Raw genomic sequence first — 22,138 nt, 5'->3', positions numbered from 1 at the left:
CGAGATGGGCACGGGACATTTCATCACGCTCGAAGGCGGGGAGGGCGCCGGCAAGTCGACGCTGGCGCGCGCGCTCAGCGAACGACTCGATGCGGCCGGCCTCAGGGCGCGGACGACGCGGGAGCCCGGCGGCTCTCCCAAGGCCGAGGCCATCCGCGAGATGATCCTGGCGGGGCAGGCGCGCGACTACGGCCCCTTCGCCGAGGCGCTGATGTTCTCGGCCGCCCGGATCGACCATATCGACAGCCTGATCCGCCCGGCGCTGGAGCGCGGCGAATGGGTGATCTGCGACCGCTTCATCGATTCGACGCGGGTCTATCAGGGCGTTCTCGGCCAGCTCGACAAGGCCTTGCTGGCCGAACTCGAAGCGGTGACCATCTCGGGCCTGATGCCAAAATTGACGCTGATCCTCGATCTCGATCCCGAGATCGGCCTCGCTCGCGCCGCCAAACGCCGCCGCCCCGGCGAAGCGATCGACCGCTTCGAAGGCGAGACGCTGGCCTTCCATCGCAATCTGCGCCAAGCCTATCGCGATATCGCGAGCGCCGAACCGCAGCGCTGCGCCGTGCTCGACGCGACGCTGCCTCCGGAGGCGCTTGCCGAGGCGGCGTGGCATATCCTGCGCGAGCGCCTGCCCATCGACCCGGATACCTGATGCTAGCGACCAGCGACGAACCCGATCGGCTACCGAATGCGCCGCATCCGCGCGAGACGCTCGCGCTCGTCGGCCATGCGGCGCGGGAGCGCACCTTCCTCGACGCGCTCGCGTCTGGCCGCATGCATCATGCCTGGCTGCTCGGCGGGCCGGAGGGCATCGGCAAGGCGAGCTTCGCCTACCGCGCCGCGCGCTTCCTGCTCGCTGCGGGCGATCCGCAGGAAAGGGCGGCCCGCAGCGCCCATCTCGCCATGCCGGAGAACGATCCGGCGACGCGACGGGTGATGGCGCGATCGCACCCGGACCTGCATGTACTGCGCCGGATTCCGAAGCCGGACGGCAAGAGCTACACCAGCAACATCCCGGTCGATTCCATTCGGCGCGTGATCGATCGCTTCGGATCGAGCGCGGCCGAAGGCGGCTGGCGCGTCTGCATCGTCGACTCGGCGGAGGACATGGAGCGCTCGGCCGCCAACGCCTTGCTCAAGCTGCTCGAGGAGCCGCCGCCGCGGGCTCTGTTCCTGATCGTCGCCCATGCCCCGGGGCGGATGCTGCCGACGATCCGCTCGCGCTGCCGGCTCCTGACCTTCGATTCGCTCGCCGAAGCCGATGTCGCGGAGGCCGGCCGGCTGGCGCTGGAGCGCATGGAGATGCCTTTCGACGCCTCGGCCCTGCGCAGGGCCGCGAGCCTGTCCGAGGGCTCGGTCCGCCGCGCGCTGACCTATGTCGATCCCGAGACGCTGGCGCTCGTCGAGGCGGTGAGGGCGCGGCTCGATGCCCTGCCGCAGGTCGACCTGGCCGCCCTGATGGCGCTGGCCGAGGATGTCGCCGGCAAGGCGGGCGAGCGCGATTTCGCAGTGATGATCGAGACCGTGCAGGGCTGGATCTCCGACCATCTTCACGCGCATGCTGCGGCGCAACCGGCGCGCCTTGCACCGCTGGCGGAGGTATGGGAAAAGCTTGGGCAGCAGGCGCGCGAGGTCGAGACCTATAATCTCGACCGCCGTCCGCTCGTGATGACCCTGTTTCATGATCTGTCGTCTGCGGTGTCCCGCTCGCGCGCAGCGTGAAGCGAAGCTTTCGGACAGACGATGGCCACGGCCCCGAAATTCTATCTGACGACCGCGATCCATTACACCAATGGCCCGCCGCATATCGGCCACGCCTATGAGATGGTGGCGTCGGACGCGATCGCGCGCTTCAAGCGGCTCGACGGCTACGACGTCTTCGCCATGACCGGCACCGACGAGCACGGCCAGAAGGTGCAGCGCACGGCCGCGCAGAACGGCCTCTCGCCAAAGGAGTTCGTCGACAAGATCGCGGCGCGCTTCGAGGAGATGGAGCAGCGCCTCGGCTGTTCCTTCGATCGGTTCATTCGCACCACCGATGCCGACCACAAGATCTCGACCGACGAGCTGTGGCGCCGGATGGAGGCCAATGGCGACATCTATCTCGCCAAGTATTCCGGCTGGTACTCGGTGCGCGACGAAGCCTTCTACGGCGAGGAGGAGACCACCCTCCAGCCCGACGGCACGCGCCTGGGCGGGCAGGGCACTCCGGTCGAGTGGGTCGAGGAGGAGAGCTATTTCTTCCGCCTCAAATCCTATCAGGACCGCCTCCTGAAGCTCTACGAGGACGTGCCGGACTTCATCTCGCCGGAGACGCGCAAGAACGAGGTCGTCTCCTTCGTGAAGGGCGGGCTCGAGGACCTCTCGATCAGCCGCACGACCTTCGACTGGGGCCTGCCCGTGCCGGGCGACCCGAAGCACGTCATGTATGTCTGGGTCGACGCGCTCAACAACTATGTCACCGGGACGGGTTTCCCCGATCCGGCGAACCCGCGCGCGCATTACTGGCCGGCCGATGTCCATATCATCGGCAAGGACATCGTGCGCTTCCACGCGGTCTACTGGCCGGCCTTCCTGATGTCGGCGGGGCTGCCGCTGCCGAAGCGCGTCTTCGGTCACGGCTTCCTGCTGAACAAGGGCACGAAGATGTCGAAGTCGCTCGGCAACGTGGTCGATCCGTTCGGCCTCGCCGAGACCTATGGCGTCGATCAATTGCGCTATTTCTTCCTGCGCGAGGTCTCCTTCGGCCAGGACGGTAATTACAGCCACGACGCCATCGTCGGGCGCATCAATGCCGACCTCGCCAATGATCTCGGCAATCTCGCGCAGCGCTCGCTGTCGATGATCGCCAAGAACTGCGAGGGCAGGGTGCCGCCGCATGGCACGCTGAACGAGGCCGACGAAGCCATGCTCGCCATGGCCGACGCGGCGCTCGCCAAGGCGCGCGAGGCGATGAAGGACTTCGCCCTTCACACCGTTCTAGCCGATCTCTGGGCTCTCATTGCCGAGGCGAACCGCTATTTCGCCAATAACGAGCCCTGGCGCCTGACCAAGACCGATCCGGCCCGCCGTGACACTATTCTCTATGTCACGATCGAGGTTCTGCGCGAGGTCGCGATCCTGGTGCAGCCGGTGATGCCGGTCGCCGCGGGCAAGCTGCTCGACCTGCTCGGCGTCGCGCCCGAGGCCCGAAGCTTCGCGGCGCTCGGCGCGGAACATCGCCTTGTCAGCGGCATCGCTCTGCCGGCGCCGAGCGCGATCTTCCCGCGCTATGTCGAGCCCGAGGACGGCCAGGCGGCGTGATGGTCATCGATACGCATTGCCATCTCGACTTCCCGGATTTCGCCGAGGAGCTGCCGGCCTATGTCGCGCGGGCGGAGGAGGCTGGCGTCGGCCGGATGGTGACGATCTCGACGCGGGTCGCGCGCTTCGCCGACTATGCCGCGCTGGCGGAGCGTTTTCCGTCGGTCTGGTTCTCGGTCGGCACGCATCCGCATCAAGCCCATGAGGAACTCGACGTTACGGCCGAGCGCCTTGCGGAGTTGTCGCGCCATCCGCGCTGCGTCGCCATTGGCGAGGCCGGGCTCGACTATCATTACGATTCGAGCCCGCGTGCGGCGCAGGCCCAGGGGTTGCGCACGCATATTGCCGCGGCGCGGATCACGCAGCTGCCGCTCGTCATCCATTCCCGCGAAGCCGATGACGACATGATTGCGATCCTGCGCGAGGAGATGGGGAAGGGCGCCTTCCCTGCCATCCTGCACTGCTTCACGGCCGGCGAAGCGCTGGCGATGACCGGTGTCGAGCTCGGGCTCTATGTCTCGTTCTCGGGAATCCTGACCTTCAAGGCCTCCGAGAACCTGCGCCGGATCGCCCGGATGGTCCCGCGCGAGCGCCTGCTGGTCGAGACGGATGCGCCCTATCTGGCGCCCGTTCCGTTCCGGGGCAAGCGCAACCAGCCGGCCTATGTCGTTGAAACGGCGAAGGTTCTTGGCGAGACGATCGGCGTGTCCTTCGACGAGATCGCCCGGATCACCACGGAGAACGCGCGGCGCTGCTACTGGAAGATGGACCATGCCGCGCCGGTCGCGCAGGTGGCGTGACCTGACGCCATGACGCTCACCGTCACCATCCTCGGCAGTGGATCCTCCGGCGGCGTGCCGCGGCCGGGCTCCGGCTGGGGTGCTTGCGATCCCGCCGAGCCGAAGAATCGGCGGCGGCGCTGCTCGCTTCTCGTCGAGCGCAGTGGTCCAGGTGGAACGACGCGTGTTCTGGTCGACACCTCGCCAGATTTACGCGAGCAGCTTCTCTCGGCCGAGGTGTCGGCGCTGGACGGCGTGCTGATGACGCATGACCACGCCGACCACACCCATGGCATCGACGACCTGCGCGCGCTTGTCCTGCATATGCGGCAGCGCATTCGAGTCCATGCCGACACGACGACGCAAGCCTCGCTGCGTTCGCGCTTCGGCTATCTCTTCGAGACGCCGCCCGGCAGCTACTATCCGCCGATCATCGATCTCGACGAGATCAGCGCCGGCCGGCCGCAGACCATCGACGGCACTGGGGGGCCGATCACGGCCTTGCCGTTCCGGGGTCGAGCACGGCCCGAACTACGAGGCGCTGGGCTTTCGCTTCGGCGATCTCGCTTATCTGCCGGATGTCAGCCTGATCCCGCCGGCCGCGATGGAGGCCATGGCCGATCTCGACGTGCTGATCCTCGACTGCCTGCGCGAGACGCCGCATCCCAGCCATTTCCATCTGGCACAGTCGCTGGAGGCGATCGCGCATTTGAAGCCGCGCCGCGCGATCCTGACCAATCTCCATGTCGATCTCGATTATGCCAGCCTGAGCAAGCGCTTGGCTGGCATTTCAGAGGTGGCGTTCGACGGCATGACGGTTTCGGTTCCGGCCTGAAACACTGGCGTTCCAGGCCAAGTGTGCATCAGGATAAGTTCCATAATATACCTTATGCGAATCAAGGATGGGCGGATTTCAACCCTCTTCCGACCTTACGGTCGTCGACGGTCGTCGTCTGAACCGAGCTGTTCTCTCTGAACTGTGCCGTCATCCCGGGCTTGTCCCGGGATCGATCGGAGAGCGCAGAGTTCCATGATGGAGACCGGATCGGCGCTCCGACGCGGCTTGTCCGGGATGACGCCCTTTTCGGCAGATGTTGGCTATCTCAGGGCCTGTTCGGGTCGAAGTGCTTGGTCAGCTTGTGGCCATAGCCGCCATAGTCGCGCTGGAGCGAAGCCGAGCCGGCGGCGAAGGCCGTGACCTGCTGCGGGAAACGCGTCTCGAACATGAAGGCCAGCGTGCCCTCGAGCTTGTGGGGCTTCAGTTCGACGTTGCTCGCCTTCTCGAAGGCATCGACGTCCGGCCCGTGCGGCAGCATGCTGTTATGCAGCGAGATGCCTCCCGGCACGAAGCCGCCGCCGGTCTTGGCGTCATAGACGCCGTAGACCAGCCCCATGAACTCGCTCATCACGTTCATATGGTACCAGGGCGGCCGGAAGGTATTTTCGGCCACCAGCCAGCGGTCCGAGAAGATGACGAAGTCGATATTGGCGGTGCCGGGCGTCTCAGATGGCGAGGTCAGCACCGTGAAGATCGACGGATCGGCATGGTCGTAGAGGACAGGCCCGACCGGCGAAAAGCGTCTGAGATCATATTTGTACGGGGCGTAGTTGCCATGCCAGGCGACGACGTCGAGCGGCGAATGCCCGATATCGGCCGCCCAGAGATTGCCGCCCCATTTCACATACATCTTGGAGGGCGCGTCGCGGTCCTCGTAAGCGGCGACGGGCGTCAGGAAGTCGCGTGGATTGGCCAGGCAGTTGGCGCCGATCGGCCCCCGCTCCGGCAAGGTGAAGGCGCCGCCATAGTTCTCGCAGATATAGCCGCGGGCCGGCCCGTCCCTGAGCTCGACGCGGATCTTCACGCCACGCGGGATCACCGCGATCTCGCCGGGCTCGATGTCGATAATGCCGAACTCGGTCCAGAGCCGGAGATCGCCCTGCTGCGGCACGAACAGCATCTCGCCATCGGCATTGTAGAAATACTCGTCCACCATCGAGCGCGTGATCAGGTAGACATGGGCGCCCATGCCGCCCTGGCTGCCGGCGTCGCCGGCTGTGGTCATGCTGTGGATGCCTTCGACGAAGGAGATCGGCTCCGACGGGATCGGGATCGGGCTCCAGCGCAAGGGCGCGATCGGCATGTCGACCTCACGGGCCGGCGCGGTGCGCCAGAACCCGGCATCGACCTTCCGGAATTCATTCCAATGCGCCACCGTCGGGCGGATGCGGTAGAGCCAGGAGCGCTCGTTGGTGGTGCGCGGCGCCGTGAAGGGCGAGCCGGAAAGCTGCTCGGCATAGAGCCCGTAGGCGCATTTCTGCGGCGAGTTGCGCCCGAGCGGCAGGGCGCCGGGCAGTGCCTCGGTCTCGAAGCCGTTGCCGAAGCCGGACATGTAGCCGGCGGCGATGGCGCTTGCGGCCTTGGCGGCACCGACATGGGACGAGTTCTGAACGTTCATGATGGCGCCCTCTCCTCGCGACGGCCTGAGGCCCGCGGCACGCCCTGTGCGGGCTTCGTTCGAGATGGTTGCTCTGGTAACTGTCGATTTTGTAACTAACAAGGCATGTCGAAACTCGCGCTCGAACACTTCCTGCCCTATCGCCTGAACCGCCTGAGCTCGGCGGTCTCCCAGCAGTTCCGGGCGGTCTATGGACCGCATCACGACCTCACCGTGCCGGAATGGCGGGTGCTGGCCACCCTCGCCCAGTTCGGCACGATGACGGCCAAGGCCATCGGCAAGCATTCCTCGATGCACAAGACCAAGGTCAGCCGGGCCGTGCGGGCGCTGGAGGAGCGGCGCTGGCTCGTCCGGCGCGAGAGCGAGCAGGATCGGCGCGAGGAAAGCCTGTCCCTGACCGCCGCGGGCCTGAAGGCCTATGACGAGATCGTGCCGCGCGCGCTGGCTTTCGAGGCCGGCATCCTCGCCGCGCTCGGCTCGCATGCCGAACCCTTGCTCGAGGCGCTCGCTCTGATGGAGGAACGCTTCCCCGCCGACTGAGCGCGCCCCGCGTCCCACGCGCTGGGGACAGAGGCCGGGCAGCGCTTCCGCTTAGGCTCGCCGCCGAACTGACCGAGTCAGAACGGATTGGATGAGCCTATGCAGGGCAGCACTCTCGACGCGCGGGCGAAACAACCGCCCCGCCCCACCTCCTCCGCCGCCGCGCTCGACGCAAGCCATGATCCGGCGCTGCAGAGCTGGGTCGAATCGGCCCGGACCATGCGGAATTCCCGATCCAGAACCTCCCTTTTGGTGTGTTCTCACCCGACGGCGGGCAAGCGCGGGGCGGCGTCGCCATCGGCGACGAAATCCTCGATCTGGCGGCGCTTGCGGCGTCGGGCCTCTGCGCCGACATCAAGGAGATCGTCGCGGCGGCCGCCGCCCCGACCCTGAACGGCTTTCTCGGCCTGGGAACGGCTGCGCGCAAGCAACTCAGGGCTCGGCTTTCGGCCCTGCTGGCGGAAGGCTCGCCTGCGCAAGCAGAGCTTAAGCCGATGCTGCATCCGGCGCGGAACTGCCTACTCGGCCTGCCCGCGCGGGTCGGCGACTACACGGATTTCTATGCCGGCATCCAGCATGCGCTGAATATCGGTTCGCTGCTGCGGCCGGACAATCCGCTCCTGCCGAACTACAAGCATATCCCGATTGGCTATAATGGCCGCGCTTCGTCGGTCAGGCCGTCCGGCGAGCCCTTCCTGCGTCCCAATGGCCAGCGCAAGCGCCCGGACGAGGCGCAGCCCAGCTTCGGTCCTTGCCGCAATCTCGATTACGAGCTGGAGCTGGGCATCTGGATCGGCTCTGGCAATGCGCTGGGTGAGCCCGTACCGATCGACGAAGCCGATGACCGGATCGCCGGCTTCTGCCTGCTCAACGACTGGTCGGCGCGCGATATCCAGGCCTGGGAATACCAGCCGCTCGGCCCCTTCCTGTCCAAGGGCTTCGCCACGACGATCTCGCCCTGGATCGTGACGCCGGAGGCGCTGGCACCCTTCCGGAAGGCGCAGGCGCCGCGTCCGGACGGCGATCCGGCAGCCCTGCCCTATCTCAGCCCTGCCGAGGCAGACGTGCCACATGCGCTCGACGTCACGCTGGAGGTCTTCATCGAGACCGCTTCGATGCGCGCAAGCGGTCTGCCCCCGCACCGGCTCTCGCGTGGGAGCACGCGCGACCTCTACTGGACGCCGGCGCAGTTCGTCGCGCATCACAGCTCGAACGGCTGCAATCTCGAACCGGGCGATCTCTTCGGTTCCGGCACGATCTCCGGCCGCGATCCCGGCTCCTTCGGCAGCCTGATGGAGATCACACGCGGCGGCCGGGAGCCGATCGCGCTGCCCAATGGCGAGAGTCGGACCTATCTCGTCGATGGCGACGCGATCGTCATGAAGGCCAGCGCCCGTCGCGAGGGTTTCGCCTCGATCGGCTTCGGCGAGTGCCGGGCCGAAGTGCTGCCGGCGCGCGGCTGAAACGGCTGCCGCTGTCCCCTGCTCTGGTGACAGCGGACGCGATAAGGCTTCGGCATCATCGGATCGACGCTGCCTTCGGGGATCGCATGCAGAAGCGCTTCACACTCGCCGCTTCGGACCAGCCATCGGGAGATGCCGAGAAGGGCGCGCTCGGCCGGCGCCGCTCCGGCGATGCCTATGAAACCCTGCGCAACGCCATCCTTTCCGGCGAGATCCGTCCGAACGAGCCCTTGATCGAGGCCGATATCGCGGCGGCGCTGGCGGTCAGCCGGACGCCGGTGCGCGAGGCCTTGCAGCGATTGGCCGTCGAGCAGCTGATCGTGCCGCGTCGGCGCGGCTGGGCCGTGCGCGAGATCACCGCCGTCGAGGCGAGCGAGAACTCCGAAGTCCGCGCCGCGCTGGAAGGCTATGCCGCCCGGCTCGCCGCCGAGCGGGCGACCGATGACGAGATCGCGGCCGTCGCGGCCGTGCATGCACGCCGCATCGCCAGCGACCCCGTCGACGACAGGGCCCGCGTCGAGACCAATCGCGAGTTCCACGGCATCATCGTCGCCGCCGCCCGCAACGAGAAGCTGCGCGACGCGATCCTGCGTTCGGGCCGGTTCTATTTCAACGGCTCGGTCGCGCGGATGACCTCGCCGGCCGAGTTCCGGCTCAGCAACGAGGATCACGCGATCATCCTGCAGGCCTTGCGGTCGCGGGACGGCGACCGGGCCGAGCAGGCGATGCGCAAGCACATCATGCGCACCTTTCATATCTTCCGCGAGCTCTCCTACCCCGCCCATGGCGCGCCTTCGCTGGCGCCGCTGCATGGTTCAGAAGGCTAGAGCCGCGATGTCCCAAGCCGCTGTGACAGATGTCCGCCGCCCGCTCGCTATGATCCCCGCAGGATCGGGCCGCCATGAGCCGACGACCTCAACGACACAACAAACCGACGACCATGGAGAGAGACGATGAGCGTGAACAAGACTGCAGCCGGCCTGACGCTGGCCGCCAGCCTGTTGATCGGGGCCGCTGCCGGCGCGCAGGAGCCGGGCATCACCGACAAGGCGATCAAGATCGGCATCTTCGGCCCGCTTTCGGGCCCGAACATGGCCTATGGCTTCGACGTAGTGAACGCGGCCAAGATGTACTACGACAAGATCAACAAGGAAGGCGGCATCCACGGCCGCAAGATCGAGTATGTCGTCGAGGACGATCGCTGCAACGCCAACGACTTGGTCGCTGCGGTGAAGAAGCTGGTCGAGCAGGAAAACGTGTTCATGCTCAATGGCGGCTCGTGCTCGGCCGCCGTCGTCGCCGCCAAGGACTATGTCGTCCGCAACAAGGTGCCCTACCTGATGCTGAACGCATCGGGTGACGGCGCGCTGTTCCCGCCGACCGACTACATCTTCGGCGCCTATTCGATCTCGCAATACGCCGTCGGCGGCGCGATGGTCGAGTTCGCGGCCAAGCAGTTCGGCGCCAAGAATGTCGCCTATATCAACCATGACGACGCCTATGGCGCCTGGAACCTCGAGGGCTCGAAGAAGGACGCCGAGGTCAACGGCGTGAAGCTCTCGGTCGAGTCGATCAATCCCGGCATCAACGACGTCACCGCGCCCTTCCTGAAGGTCCGCGCCGCCAATCCGGACGCGATCCTGCTGGTCACCTATGCCCGCCCTGCGGCGCTCTTGATCAAGAAGGCTGCCGAGATGGGCTTCAACAAGCCGATCATCCTCTCGGTCACCGGCACCGCGAGCCTCAACCAGCTCGCCGAGAATGTCGGCAAGGACGCGCTCAAGAACTTCTACACCCAAGAGGTGATGATCGACTCGCCCGGCGGCGCCAAGCTGAAGCCGATCTACGACATGTACAAGGCGGCCTATCCGGAGCTCGCGGCCAAGCCCGACCACCCGCAGACCTACATGCCCTATGGCATCCCCCCGGCGATGTCGCTGGTCAAGGCGCTGCAGGATGCCGGCCCGAACCCGACCCGCGAGAAGGTGCTCGCCGCGCTGAAGACGCAGGATTTCGACTCGGGCGTCATGGCCGGCCGCATGCAGTTCGGCCCGGAGCAGCGCGCCGCCAACCGCTCGACGATCTTCATCAAGTATGACGGCACCACGATGAGCCCGCTGCCGGGCGTCTTCACCAGCCGCTGGACCTATCAGGCGAAGTGACCACCGCGGGCAGGCCTCTCGGCCTTCCCTCATGAGACCGGGCGGCGGTCTTCGCGCCGCCGCCCTTCCCTGACCTGAGCATCGGGCCGGATATGGACCTGCAACTCGCGCTGATCTTCCTGCAGCAAGGCATCGCCTCGGGCCTCGTCTCGGGCAGCGTCTACGCCCTGCTGGCGCTCGCCATCGTGGTGATCTTCAAGACCTCGGACGTGCCGAACTTCGCCCAGGGCGAGGTCTTCATGGCGGCGGGCTATGTCGCGCTCTATCTCTTCGTCTTCCAGAAGATGCCGATCTGGGTCGTGCTGCCGGCGACGCTGGTCATTGCGTTCCTGGCCATGGCGCTGTTTCGCCGCTTCGTGCTCGACCAGGTCGCGAAATCGGCCAAGGACCTCGTCTATCTGGTCATCGCGACGCTCGGCCTGTCCTATGTGCTGAAGGGCCTCGTGCGCCGCACCGGCTTCGGCGACACGCCGCGCTCCTTCCCGGCGCTGGTCTCGACCGATTCCGTCATGATCGGCCAGGCCTCGGTGACGATGCTCGACCTCGCCATCTTCGGCACGGCTGTCACGGTGATGGCCGCCTTCTTCTGGATGTTCAACTACACCAAGACCGGCCGGGCCATGCGCGCCGTCGGCATGAACCCCAAGGCCGCCCAGCTCGTCGGCGTCGACCTGCGCCGCTGCCATATGCTGATATGGGGCCTGTCGGGCGTGATCTCTGCCATCGCGGCGCTGCTGATCTCGCCGAAGATCCTGATGACTGCCGATATGGGCTCGATCGTCATGCTCGCCTTCGCGGCGGCGATCGTCGGCGGCTTCTCCAGCCTGCCCGGCGCCGTGGTCGGCGGCTTCGTCATCGGCATCGTCGAGAACATGGTCGGGCTGTTCATCTCGTCGCGCGCCATCGTGCTCGCCCCCTTCCTCGCCATCCTGATCGTTCTCGTCCTGCGCCCGCAGGGCCTGTTCGGCGGGAAGCTGACGATCAAGAAGGTCTAAAGCCCGATGTCGTCGACACCCCTCGCCTCTCCCGCGCCGACCCGGCGCGCGCTCTCCGGCCCTGCCCTGATCGGGCTCGTCGCGGCCGCGCTCGTCGCCGTCGCCCTGCCCGTCTTCACCTCGGGCTATGTGGTCTACATCGCCAACCTGCTGCTGGTCTTCGTGGTGCTGTGCCTGGGCCTGCACATCGTCATCGGCGAGACCGGCCAGTTCTCGATGGCCCATGCCGCCTTCTACGGCATCGGCATCTATGCAAGCGCGCTCGCCAACCGCGCGGTCGACCTGCCCTACCCTGTCGCGATGCTGTTCGGCGCTCTCGTCGCCGGTGCGGTCGGGCTGTTCATCGGGGCGCTCGCGCTACGAATGCGCGACATCTATCTCGCGCTCGCCACCTTCGCCTTCGGCGAGGCGATGCAATGGGTCTTCGCCAACTGGGACAGCGTCACCAACGGCCCGAACGGCCTGCGCATCAGCCCGGCCCGCTTCGGCCCGATCGAGATCCTCAGCGACAAGCAGGCCTATCCCTTCGTGCTGTTCTTCTGCCTCGTGATGATCGGCTTCACGGTCATGATCTCGCGCTCACGGCTCGGCCGCTCGTTCCGGGCGGTGCGGGAATCGGAGGTCGCGGCGATGGCGATGGGTATCGACGTGCGCCGCGCCCGCATCGTCTCCTTCGGGCTCTCGGCTGCGATCGCGGGTTTCGCCGGCGGCATGTTCGGCCTGTTCCAGACCTTCATCCATCCGGATAGCTTGGGCTTCCAGACCACGATCCTCGTGCTCACCATGGTCGTCGTCGGCGGGCTCGGCTCGATCGCGGGCGCCATTGGCGGGGCGATCGTGTTCGGGCTGATCTCGGAGGTGCTGCGCCAGGCGCCGCAATACCAGGAGATCATCTACGGGGCGATCCTGATCCTGTTCATGATGTATGCGCCGCGCGGCCTCTTCGCCTTCATCGGCGACCGCATCCGGGAGGCGCGCCATGCCCGCTGAGAATATGGCCGCTCAGAGCGCCGCCCCCTTCTTGAACGTCGAGGGGCTGACGATCCGCTTTGGCGGGCTGACGGCTGTCGGCGGGCTCGACATGGCCGTCGCGAAGGGCTCGATCCATGCCCTGATCGGCCCGAACGGCGCCGGCAAGTCGACGACCTTCAACTGCATCTCGCGCTTCTACACGCCAAGCGCTGGGCGCATCACCTGTGACGGGCGCGACATCACCCGCATGCCGGCCCGCGAGATGGCGGGGCTCGGCATCGCCCGCAGCTTCCAGAACCTCGAACTCTTCGGCGAGCTCTCCGTCTTCGAGAACGTGCTGATCGGCGCCCATGTCCATGCCGGCCGCTCCTGGCGCGACGCGATCAGCGCCCGCCCGCGCGGCATCGTCGAGCATGTCGATGAGTTGTTGGACCGTACAGGCCTGACTTCCTACGCCCAGACCAAGGCGCGCAATCTCGATTTCGGTCACCAGAAGATGGTGGAGATCGCCCGCGCGCTGGCTATCCGCCCAAAACTCCTGCTGCTCGACGAGCCGGCCGCCGGCCTGCGCAACCGCGAGATCGCGGCGCTCGACCGCCTGCTCTGCGAATTGCGCGAGCGCGACGGCCTGACGATCCTCCTGGTCGAGCACGTCATGCAGTTGGTCATGTCGATCTCGGACAAGATCACGGTGCTGAGCTTCGGCACCAAGATCGCCGAGGGCACGGCCGCCGAGGTGCGCGCCCATCCGGCCGTCATCGAAGCCTATCTCGGTCGCGATGCGGCGCATGAGGCCGCCCAAGAGACGCATCATGGCTGATCTGCTCGAAATCGACGGCATCTCCGCCGCCTATGGCCGCATCCAGGCGCTCTCCGAGGTCTCGCTGAAGGTGCCGGAGGGCGCGATCGTCGCCCTGCTCGGCTCGAACGGCGCGGGCAAGAGCACGACGCTGAACACCGTCTCGCGCCTCGTGCCGGTGACGAAGGGGCGCATCCGCTTCGCCGGCGAGGAGATCCAATCCTGGGCCTCGCACAAGGTCGTCTCGGCCGGCGTGCTGCAGGTGCCGGAGGGCCGCGAGGTCTTCCGCGACATGAGCGTGCGCGAGAAATCTCGACATGGGCGCCTATCGCCGCAGCGATGCCGCCGGCATCAGGCGCGATCTCGACCGCGTCTTCGAATATTTCCCCAAGCTGCAGGAGCGCCTGCAGCAGAAGGCCGGCACGCTCTCCGGCGGCGAGCAGCAGATGCTGCTGATCGGCCGGGCGCTGATGGCGGGCCCGCGGCTGCTCCTGCTCGACGAGCCCTCTCTCGGCCTCTCGCCGGTCCTCGTGCAGCAGATCTTCGCGATCATCGAGCGGCTGAACAAGGACGGGCTCACCATCCTGCTCGTCGAGCAGAACGCGGCGATCGCGCTGGGCTGCTCGACCTATGCCTACATCCTCGAGAACGGCGAGATGGCCCTCGAGGGCGCATCCGCAAAACTGCGGAAGGACGACAGCGTCCGCCGCACCTATCTCGGCGGTTGAGCCGGGACGATACGATATGGGAAACGGCTCATGATTACGCCGCAGGATAAACCCATCGCCCTCGTCACGGGCGGCGCCCGCGGGATCGGCCGGGCCATCGTCGAACGGCTCTGCGCCGACGGATTTGCGGTCGGCATCCTCGACCGCGAGGCGGAGATCGCGACCGCGCTGGTGCAGGAGCTGACGGCACAGGGGCACAGCACTTTCTTCGAGCCCGTCGATCTCGCCGACCACGCCGGCCTCTCCGCGCTGGCCGAACGGCTGCCGGTGGCGCAGGCGCTCGTCAACAATGCCGGAATCTTCGAGAACAAGCCGTTCTTCGATCTCGCGGCGAGCGATTTCGGCCGGATGATGGATGTCAACGTCACCGCGCTTTTCCTGCTCTCGCAGGCGGTGGCGCGGCGGATGGACAAGGGCGGGCGCATCGTCAACATCGCCTCCCGGACGTTTCTGGGCGCCCGCAACCACGCCCATTACGTCGCCTCGAAAGCAGCCGTCGTCGGCCTGACGCGGGCGATGGCGATGGAGCTTTTGCCGCGCGGAATCGCCGTCAATGCGGTGGCGCCGGGTGGGGTCGCGACCGAGATGGTGGCGAAGCAGTCGGAAGAGGCCCGCGCCGCCCTGCTCGCCCAGCAGCCGACGGGAGCGCTCGCGGCGCCGGAGGACATCGCCAACGCCGTCGCCTTCCTTGCCTCGCCGCGCACCAATTTCATCTACGGCCAGGTCCTGCTCGTCGACGGCGGCAAGTCGCTCGGCGGCGGCATGGGCGGCTGAGGGCGCGGCGATGAGCGAGACATTCGACGAAATCCGCGACGTCGTCGTGGTCGGCTCGGGCGCCGGCGGCATGGCGGCGGCGATCACTGCCGCCAAGGCCGGGCTCGACGTGCTGCTGATCGAGAAGAGCGAGTATATCGGCGGCAGCACAGCCGTCTCCGGCGGCGCCATGTGGGTGCCGGAGAACCCGCATGCCGCCAAGGCCGGCCATGCCGATACGCGCGAAGCGGCGATGACCTATCTCGAAGCCGTGCTCGGCAACCGCCTGCGGCCGGACCTGATGCGGGCTTTCCTCGATAACGGACCGGAAATGGTCCGGTTCTTCGAGAGCGAGACGGCGCTGAAGTTCGAGGCCCGGGCCTATTCGCCGGACTACCAGCCCGAGCAGCCGGGCGCCTCCAAGGGCGGCCGCACGATCGACCCCGCCCCCTATGACGGCAACGAGCTCGGAGCCGATTTCGCCCTGCTGCGGCCGCCGCTCAAGGAATTCACCGTGCTCGGCGGCATGATGGTCAACCGGAAGGATATCGACGCGCTGGTCGGCCGTTTCCGCAATCTCGCGAACTTCAAGCACAGCGCGAAGTTGCTGATTCAGTACGGCCTCGACCGCCTGCGCCACCCGCGCGGCTCACGCCTGCTGATGGGCAATGCGCTCGCTGGGCGCCTGCTGAAATCGGCACGGCAGGCGGGCATCGACCTGCGCACGCAGACTGCGGCGGGCTCGCTGATCCTCAAGGATGGCACCGTCATCGGCGTTACCCTCAAAGGCCCGCAGGGCGAGCGGCGGATCGGCGCAAGGCGTGGCGTCGTGCTGGCGAGCGGCGGCTTTCCCGCCAATGCCGCGATGCGGGGCGAGCACATGCCGCATGCGGAGGTGCATCGCTCGATGGCGCCGAAGACCGATACCGGCGACGGCATCGCTCTCGGCCTCGCGGCCGGCGGTGCCCTGCGCGACGACAATATCGGCGCCGCCTTCTGGACTCCGGTTTCGGTGCTCAGGAAGTCCGATGGCAGCGAGGTGCAGTTCCCGCACCTGATCCTCGATCGCGCCAAGCCCGGCCTTATCGCGGTCGATGGCCAGGGCCGCCGCTTCGTCAACGAGGCGACCTCGTACCACGGCTTCGTCGAGGCGATGCATGCCAGCGGTGCCGTGCCCGCCTTCCTCGTCTGCGACAGCGCCTTCCTGCGCAAATACGGGCTCGGCCTCGTCCATCCCGGCCTGAAGACGCCGAAGGCCTTCGTTGAAGCCGGCTATCTGTTCGAAGGCGAGAGCGTCGCCGCGCTCGCCGGGCGCATCGGCGTGCCCGCCGCGGCGCTGGCGGAAGCGGCCGCCGGCATGAACGCCGCGGCGCGCTCCGGCGAGGATGCGGCCTTCGGCAAGGGGTCGAGCGAGTACAACCGCTATCTCGGCGACCCCAGCAACAAGCCCAATGCCTGCCTGGGGCCGATCGAGACCGCGCCCTTCTACGCCGTGAAGGTCTGGCCCGGCGATATCGGCACCGCGACCGGCCTGACCTGCGACCCTCAGGCGCGCGTTCTCGGCCGCAACGAGCAGCCCGTAGCCGGGCTCTATGCCTGCGGCAACGACATGAACTCGATCATGGCCGGCGCCTATCCGGGTGCCGGCATCACGCTCGGCCCCGCGCTCACCTTCGGCTTCATCACCGGGCGGGCGCTCGCTTCCGAGCCCGACCGCCTGCCGCGCTGAGAAAGGCATTCCCATGAAGCTCTACCAGTCCGCCACCTCGCCCTTCGTCCTCAAGGTCCGGATCGCCGCCGCCGAACTCGGCCTCACCGACCGGATCGAGATGCTCGACGTCTCGCAGGAGTACAAGTCCGGCGGGCCGCTGGCGCGCGAGCAGAACATCATCAAGACCAACCCGCTCGGCCAAGTCCCGACCCTGCTGCTCGATGACGGCTCGACGATCGCCGACAGCCGCGTGATCTGCGAATATCTCGACGGGCTCGGCGGCGGCTCGCTGTTCCCGGCCGAATCCAAGGCACGCTGGAACGCCCTGACCGAGCAAAGCTCTGGCGACGGCCTGCTCGATGCCGCGCTCGCCGCCCGCTACGAGGGCCTGCTGCGCAGCGAGGAACAGCGCTGGCAGCGCTGGATCGATGGGCAGCTCGCCAAGGTCCATGCCACGCTCGACCTGATCGAGGGCAAGGCTGCCGGCTTCGGCAACCGCGTCGATATCGGCACGATCACCTTCTATTGCGCGCTGTCCTATCTCGACCTGCAATTCGCCGACCTGAACTGGCGCGAAGGCCGGCCGCAGGCCGCCGCCTGGTTTGCTGAGATCGCCGGGCGTCCCGCCTTCGGCGGCCAGAAACTGGGCTGAGGCCGGAACGGCAGGAGGCGGCGATGGGTGCGAATCTCGGGCTTGCCGGCCGGACCGTCCTGATCACCGGCGGCGCCTCCGGCATCGGGCGGGAATGCGCGCTCGCGCTGGCACGGGAAGGCGCAGCCGTCGCCATCGCCGACGCCAACGAGCAGGGCGCCACTGAGACCGTCTGCGAGATCGCGGCGCTCGGCGCCCGTGCCGTCGTGGCCAGCTTCGACGTCCGCAGCCCCACCGCCACGGAAACAGCGGTCGAAGCGATCGAGCGCGATCTCGGCCCGCTCGACGGGCTGATCACCGCGGCCGGCATTTCCCGCCCTGCCCCGGCCACCGAACTCGCTGCTGAGAGCTGGGAGGCGGTGATCGGGGTCAACCTCTCCGGCACCTTCTATTCCTGCCAGGCGGCAGGCCGGCGCATGGTCGCGCGCGGGCGCGGCGCCATCGTCACGATCGGCTCGGTCTCCTCGCTCGGCGGCCAGTCCGGCCGGGCGCATTACTGCGCCTCGAAAGCCGGTGTCGTCGGGTTGACCCGCGACCTCGCCGTCGAATGGGGTTCGCATGGCGTCCGGGTGAACTGCATCGGCCCGAGCGCGACCGATACCCCGATGATCCGCCGCGGCATCCCCGAAAGCTTCGTCGCGGGCGTGATGGAGGATCGCACGCCGCTCGGGCGCCTCGCGCAGCCTTCGGAAGTGGCCTCGGTCTGCCTGTTCCTGCTCTCGGACCTCGCGAGCTACGTCAACGGCGCGCTGATCATGGCCGATGGCGGTGTTTCGGCCGGCTTCTTCACGCGCGGCCATGGCCGCGATTTCTCCTCCAAGGCCCTGCTCGCGCAGGGCGTCTACAGCGAATGAACCGGAGACCGACATGAGCAAGCTCGCCCTCGTCACCGGCGCCGGCCGCGGCATCGGCGCGGCCATCGCCCATAAGCTCGCGGCCGATGGCTGGCGCGTCGCGGTCTGCGACCTGACGAAGGAGCCGGCGGCAGCGGTCGCGAGCGCCCTGCCCGGCTCCGGCCATGGCGGCTGGGCGGTCGACGTCTCCGACGAGGCCTCGGTCGAAGCGCTGTTCGATGCGGTCGAGGCGGCGCATGGTCCGGTGACCGGGCTGGTCTGCAATGCCGGCGTGCTCTTGATGGCTGCCGATGGCGAGCGGCCGACCATCTTCGACATGACGCTGGACGACTGGGAGAAGACGCACGCCGTGAACACGCGCGGTGTCTTCCTGAGTATCCGCGCCTATGCGCGCCGACGCCGGGCGCTGCCGGTCGAGGGCGGGCGCGTCACCACGACAAGTTCGGTCGCGGCAGAGCTCGGAGGCTATCGCGGCTCGGCCAGCTATATCTCGTCGAAATCGGCGATCCTCGGCTTCACCAAGGCTATGGCTCGCGAACTATCATCGCTGGGCATCACCGTGAACTGCGTCGCGCCCGGCGTGATCGACGCGCCGATGCTTACTGCGGCGACGCCGCGCTCGGCAGCGCCGGGCTCGATGGATGCGCTGGCGCAGGCCGTGCCGCTCGGCCGGCTCGGCACGCCCGAGGACATCGCCGGGGCGGTGTCCTTCCTGCTGTCGGAGCAGGCCTCCTACGTCACCGGCGCGACGATCGACGTCAATGGCGGCTACCGGATGGCCTGACAGGGGACACCGACATGATCCTGCACGGCTATTTCCGGTCCTCCGCCGCCTGGCGCACGCGGATCGCCTTCAACCTCAAGGGTGTGACGCCGCAGAGCGTGATCCACAACCTCCGCGACGGCGCCCAGAACGAGCCGGCCTATGCGGCGATCAATCCGCAAAAGCTGATCCCGGCGCTGGAGCTCGACGATGGCACGGTGCTGACGCAGTCGCTTGCGATCATCGGCTGGCTCGACCGCGAGGTGCCGCAGCCGCCGCTCTTCCCGGCGGATAGTACCTTGCGCGCCCGGGTCGAGGCCTTCGCGCTGGTCATCGCCTGCGAGACCCATCCCTTCCAGAATCCGAGGATCCAGAAGCGCCTGCGCAGCAAGGGCTTTTCGGAGGCGGATGTGCAGGACTGGCTTGCAACCGCGATGAGCGAGGGCTTGAGCGCCTGCGAAAAGCTGATCCAGGACCAGCCCGGCCCGTTCTGCTTCGGCGCGGCGCCGACATTGGCCGATATCTGCCTCGTGCCGCAGATCGGCAGCGCGCGGCGCTATGGGATCGACCTTTCGCCCTATCCGAAGCTCGTCGCGATCGACACGCATTGCGCCGCCCTGCCCGCCTTCATGGCGGCAAGGCCCGACCGGCAGCCCGACGCCGCCTGAGCCGGCTCACATCAGGATGCGCATCAACTCGTTCTGCGAGGAGATGCCGAGCCTGGCATAGGCGCGCTTGCGATAGGTCAGCACGGTGTTGATGCCGACGCCGAGTTCGAGCGCGATGCCCTCCGAGGTCAGGCCGGCGGCGACGAGCGCGCAGACATCCCGCTCGCGCTTCGACAGGCCGGGCGCAGCCTTCTCCAGCCGGGCGTGGAAATCCTGTGCGGCGCTACGGCCGCCCGCCGGCTTCGTCACTTCGTAATGGCGCCAGAGCGCCGCCATCAGGAGCGGCGCGCTCTCGACCAGATTATCGATCTCCGCCTCGCTGAAGCTCTCCTTACGGCGGCGGTAGATGCTGAGCCGCAGCGTGCCGGCCTCGCGGCGCTGCAGCAGCGAGAAACGCTCGGACAGCCCGACCGAGAGATAGCATTCGCTGCGATAGGCCGAGCTTTCGATATCGCCGGCCTTCATCCGCACGCCCCAGCAATCGGCCGCGTCGCTGTCATCGAGCGCGATCATGTTGGCCGGATCGGCGCGCCAGTGCCGCGCCACGTAGCGGCGGGCGATCTCGAGCGCCGGCTGCCCGGAATTGTAGTGGTTCTCGGCCAGCAGCGTATGCACCTCGCCGTCGGGTGCGGCGACGAAGGCGGTCACGATCTCGGTGCCGGTGAAGCGGCGGGCGATATCGAACAGGCCGCTGGAAAAATCGGAGCGGCCGACGCTTTCGATCACGCGCGGCATGGTCGCCAGGATACTGCGCGCCGCCAAGGCCTGCTGGATGGCCACAAGCTGCATTCGAACCTCCCGCCGGCCCCTCTTTCGGCCCGGCTTGCAGCCGGCGGCGGAGGCCGTTTCAGGCTTCCAGCGTTAACAGTATCCAACTTCGCATGCAAACTTTCGGATGAGGCGAGACGGCCGTTTCAAAGGACAGCGCCCTGCCCGTAGACGCTTTCACATGGCGGCTTCGAGTCCACGATTGTCATTCCGGGGCGCCCCGAGGGCGAACCCGGAACCCACGACTGGGTGAAACATCGTGTGCCCGGTGAGGAGCGGCTCACCCAGTCGTGGGTTCCGGGTTCTTCGCTGCGCGAAGCCCCGGAATGACAAGGGTGGTTCCAAGCAGGGGCGATCGCGCAGTTATCCATGCGACCGAGACGTCTTCAGCCGACCAGCCCGCGCTCCAGCGCCATGTCGATGCAGCCATGGATATGGCCGTGCAGCAGCCGTTGCGCCCCGGCGGCGTCGCGGTTGAGCGCGCAATCGAGCAAGGCCTTGTGGTCCTGGGTCGAGGTCGGCCCCCAGAAGATGAAGAACACCATCTGGTAGCGCAGGTAGCGGTCATAGATGCCGGCATGGATATCGAGCAGCGCCTTCGAGCCGCAGGCCGAGACCAGCGCCTGATGGAACTCGAAATCGTAGCGCTTCCAGGCTTGCGTGCCGGACTCCTCGCCGGCGAGCAGGCGCTGTTCCATCCGGGCGAGCTTGTGATGGGCGGCGACGACGCGCCCTTCCCACTCGACATCGCCGGCCTCGAAGGATTGCGCCAGCGCATTGCTCTCGATCAGCAGGCGCAGATCGGCGAGCTCCCTGAGGTCCGTCGCCGAACATGGCGCGACCTGGAAGCCGCGCTGCCCTTCCGCGACCACGAGCCCCTGCGGGGCCAATCGGTTGAGGATCTCGCGCAAGGTGCTGATGCCGACGCCGTAGACCGATTTCAGCCGATCGAGCGGCAGGCGCTGCCCGGGCTGGAGCGTGCCGAGCACGATGTCGTGCCGGATGCGCTCATAGGCCTGCTCACCCGTCGACAGCGCCGGGATGTCTTCGCCGCCGAGATCGAATGCCGCGTCTGTCATGATGCTCCCTATCGTCTCCTGCATTCCTGTCAGGCGCTGCGGCCGCCCGCAAGCCCAGTCGACGGCGATCATAGTGATCAGCTGATGATTTATAAAATATCGGTTGATCTTCCTTTCATCCTGTATAACGTCGCCTTCAGGAAATGCGAGCGAGGTCATGAGAACGTCGCCGCGGGAGGTCGTCATGTCGAAGAAGGAAGGGCCTGCCCGCGCCCCATCGGGAGGCGTGGCTGCATCGCGCCGCGTCTATATCCTGAACGGTCCGAACCTGAATCTGCTTGGACAGCGCGAGCCGCATATCTACGGCTCGACCACGCTGGCGGAGATCAAGGAAAGCTGCGAGGCGAAGGCAGGCTCGCTCGGCTTCACGATCGATTTCCGCCAGACCAATTTCGAAGGCGAACTGGTCGAGAGCGTGCATCAGGCACGGCTGGAGGCCTGCGGCATCATCATCAACCCGGCCGGCTATACCTTCACCTCGGTGGCGCTGCTCGATGCGCTCAAGATGTTCGACGGCCCGAAGATCGAGTTGCACATCTCGAACGTGCATGCGCGCGAGAGCATCTATCACAACTCGCTGGTCTCGCGGACCGCTACCGGCATCATCATTGGGATGGGCGCCGCCGGTTACGAGCTCGCCATCCAGGCGATGGCCGGCCTCGTCGCGGCGCGGAGCTGACGGCGATGCCC

Annotated in this window: 21 protein-coding genes and 2 pseudogenes; 20 read left to right on the top strand and 3 right to left on the bottom strand. The window is 67.1% G+C overall.

What is annotated here, in order from left to right:
• Positions 1 to 4: 4 nt before the first annotated feature.
• From tmk to ACFJGT_RS10235, 5 genes and pseudogenes are all read left to right on the top strand, one after another.
• A complete protein-coding gene (gene tmk / locus ACFJGT_RS10255) occupies positions 5 to 655 on the top strand; it encodes a dTMP kinase (RefSeq protein WP_377848418.1) in 651 nt (216 codons plus the stop codon).
• Positions 655 to 1,725 carry a DNA polymerase III subunit delta' gene (locus ACFJGT_RS10250; protein WP_377848417.1) on the top strand — a complete coding sequence of 357 codons (1,071 nt, stop codon included), beginning with the start codon at positions 655 to 657 and terminating at the stop codon, positions 1,723 to 1,725. The genes tmk and ACFJGT_RS10250 overlap by 1 nt, the downstream gene beginning before the upstream one ends.
• A 21-nt stretch (positions 1,726 to 1,746) precedes the next feature.
• On the top strand, positions 1,747 to 3,306 hold the full coding sequence (gene metG / locus ACFJGT_RS10245) for a methionine--tRNA ligase (protein WP_377848416.1): 1,560 nt from the start codon (positions 1,747 to 1,749) through the stop codon (positions 3,304 to 3,306).
• Positions 3,306 to 4,106: a TatD family hydrolase gene (locus ACFJGT_RS10240; RefSeq protein ID WP_377848415.1), complete on the top strand. Its 801-nt coding sequence runs from the start codon at positions 3,306 to 3,308 to the stop codon at positions 4,104 to 4,106. Before metG ends, ACFJGT_RS10240 begins: the two co-directional genes overlap by 1 nt.
• 9 nt (positions 4,107 to 4,115) lie before the next feature.
• A pseudogene (locus ACFJGT_RS10235) lies at positions 4,116 to 4,920 on the top strand (MBL fold metallo-hydrolase).
• A gap of 268 nt (positions 4,921 to 5,188) precedes the next feature.
• On the opposite strand, the gene hmgA reads toward ACFJGT_RS10235, so the two are convergent.
• The gene (hmgA, locus tag ACFJGT_RS10230; protein ID WP_377848414.1) at positions 5,189 to 6,541 is read right to left on the bottom strand and encodes a homogentisate 1,2-dioxygenase; all 1,353 of its coding nucleotides are present in this window, start codon (positions 6,539 to 6,541) and stop codon (positions 5,189 to 5,191) included.
• 105 nt (positions 6,542 to 6,646) lie between these two features.
• Here hmgA and ACFJGT_RS10225 point away from each other — a divergent pair, with 105 nt between their 5' ends.
• From ACFJGT_RS10225 to maiA, 14 genes and pseudogenes are all read left to right on the top strand, one after another.
• Positions 6,647 to 7,081, top strand: a complete 435-nt coding sequence (locus ACFJGT_RS10225; RefSeq protein ID WP_377848413.1) for a MarR family winged helix-turn-helix transcriptional regulator — start codon at positions 6,647 to 6,649, stop codon at positions 7,079 to 7,081.
• A gap of 254 nt (positions 7,082 to 7,335) precedes the next feature.
• A complete protein-coding gene (fahA, locus tag ACFJGT_RS10220; RefSeq protein ID WP_377848412.1) occupies positions 7,336 to 8,544 on the top strand; it encodes a fumarylacetoacetase in 1,209 nt (402 codons plus the stop codon).
• A gap of 86 nt (positions 8,545 to 8,630) precedes the next feature.
• The gene (locus ACFJGT_RS10215) at positions 8,631 to 9,371 is read left to right on the top strand and encodes a GntR family transcriptional regulator (RefSeq protein WP_377848411.1); all 741 of its coding nucleotides are present in this window, start codon (positions 8,631 to 8,633) and stop codon (positions 9,369 to 9,371) included.
• Positions 9,372 to 9,497: 126 nt separating this feature from the next.
• Positions 9,498 to 10,706, top strand: a complete 1,209-nt coding sequence (locus ACFJGT_RS10210; protein WP_377848410.1) for an ABC transporter substrate-binding protein — start codon at positions 9,498 to 9,500, stop codon at positions 10,704 to 10,706.
• A 92-nt stretch (positions 10,707 to 10,798) separates the two neighbouring features.
• A complete protein-coding gene (locus ACFJGT_RS10205; protein WP_377848409.1) occupies positions 10,799 to 11,701 on the top strand; it encodes a branched-chain amino acid ABC transporter permease in 903 nt (300 codons plus the stop codon).
• 6 nt (positions 11,702 to 11,707) lie between these two features.
• Positions 11,708 to 12,691, top strand: coding sequence for a branched-chain amino acid ABC transporter permease (locus ACFJGT_RS10200; protein WP_377848408.1), 984 nt, complete (start codon positions 11,708 to 11,710; stop codon positions 12,689 to 12,691).
• Positions 12,681 to 13,493: an ABC transporter ATP-binding protein gene (locus ACFJGT_RS10195; RefSeq protein WP_377848407.1), complete on the top strand. Its 813-nt coding sequence runs from the start codon at positions 12,681 to 12,683 to the stop codon at positions 13,491 to 13,493. The genes ACFJGT_RS10200 and ACFJGT_RS10195 overlap by 11 nt, the downstream gene beginning before the upstream one ends.
• 1 nt (position 13,494) lies before the next feature.
• Positions 13,495 to 14,200: pseudogene (locus ACFJGT_RS10190) on the top strand (ABC transporter ATP-binding protein).
• Positions 14,201 to 14,230: 30 nt separating this feature from the next.
• Complete coding sequence (locus tag ACFJGT_RS10185) at positions 14,231 to 14,974, top strand: SDR family NAD(P)-dependent oxidoreductase (RefSeq protein WP_377848406.1); 744 nt, start codon at positions 14,231 to 14,233, stop codon at positions 14,972 to 14,974.
• A gap of 10 nt (positions 14,975 to 14,984) precedes the next feature.
• Positions 14,985 to 16,682, top strand: a complete 1,698-nt coding sequence (locus ACFJGT_RS10180) for an FAD-dependent oxidoreductase (protein WP_377848405.1) — start codon at positions 14,985 to 14,987, stop codon at positions 16,680 to 16,682.
• A gap of 13 nt (positions 16,683 to 16,695) precedes the next feature.
• Positions 16,696 to 17,316 (top strand): glutathione S-transferase family protein, encoded by a 621-nt coding sequence (locus tag ACFJGT_RS10175; RefSeq protein WP_377848404.1) that lies wholly within the window; start codon positions 16,696 to 16,698, stop codon positions 17,314 to 17,316.
• A 23-nt stretch (positions 17,317 to 17,339) separates the two neighbouring features.
• Complete coding sequence (locus tag ACFJGT_RS10170) at positions 17,340 to 18,170, top strand: SDR family NAD(P)-dependent oxidoreductase (protein ID WP_199092255.1); 831 nt, start codon at positions 17,340 to 17,342, stop codon at positions 18,168 to 18,170.
• Positions 18,171 to 18,183: 13 nt separating this feature from the next.
• Positions 18,184 to 18,954, top strand: a complete 771-nt coding sequence (locus ACFJGT_RS10165; RefSeq protein ID WP_377848403.1) for an SDR family NAD(P)-dependent oxidoreductase — start codon at positions 18,184 to 18,186, stop codon at positions 18,952 to 18,954.
• Positions 18,955 to 18,968: 14 nt separating this feature from the next.
• On the top strand, positions 18,969 to 19,601 hold the full coding sequence (gene maiA / locus ACFJGT_RS10160; protein ID WP_377848402.1) for a maleylacetoacetate isomerase: 633 nt from the start codon (positions 18,969 to 18,971) through the stop codon (positions 19,599 to 19,601).
• 6 nt (positions 19,602 to 19,607) lie between these two features.
• Here maiA and ACFJGT_RS10155 read toward each other — a convergent pair whose 3' ends face one another.
• Together ACFJGT_RS10155 and ACFJGT_RS10150 are read right to left on the bottom strand one after the other, a co-directional pair.
• Entirely contained in the window at positions 19,608 to 20,390 is a 783-nt protein-coding gene (locus ACFJGT_RS10155; protein WP_377848401.1) for a LuxR C-terminal-related transcriptional regulator, read from the bottom strand.
• Positions 20,391 to 20,755: 365 nt separating this feature from the next.
• A complete protein-coding gene (locus ACFJGT_RS10150) occupies positions 20,756 to 21,448 on the bottom strand; it encodes a GntR family transcriptional regulator (protein ID WP_377848400.1) in 693 nt (230 codons plus the stop codon).
• A 184-nt stretch (positions 21,449 to 21,632) separates the two neighbouring features.
• Between ACFJGT_RS10150 and ACFJGT_RS10145 the strand changes: the two genes are divergently transcribed.
• Positions 21,633 to 22,127: a type II 3-dehydroquinate dehydratase gene (locus ACFJGT_RS10145; protein WP_377848399.1), complete on the top strand. Its 495-nt coding sequence runs from the start codon at positions 21,633 to 21,635 to the stop codon at positions 22,125 to 22,127.
• Positions 22,128 to 22,138 lie beyond the last annotated feature (11 nt).

Source organism: Allobosea sp. UC22_33, assembly GCF_042700715.1.
Classification (GTDB): Bacteria; Pseudomonadota; Alphaproteobacteria; order Rhizobiales; family Beijerinckiaceae; genus Allobosea.
Note: the sequence above shows the minus strand (reverse complement) of the source record. Positions and strands in the feature narration are given on the sequence as shown.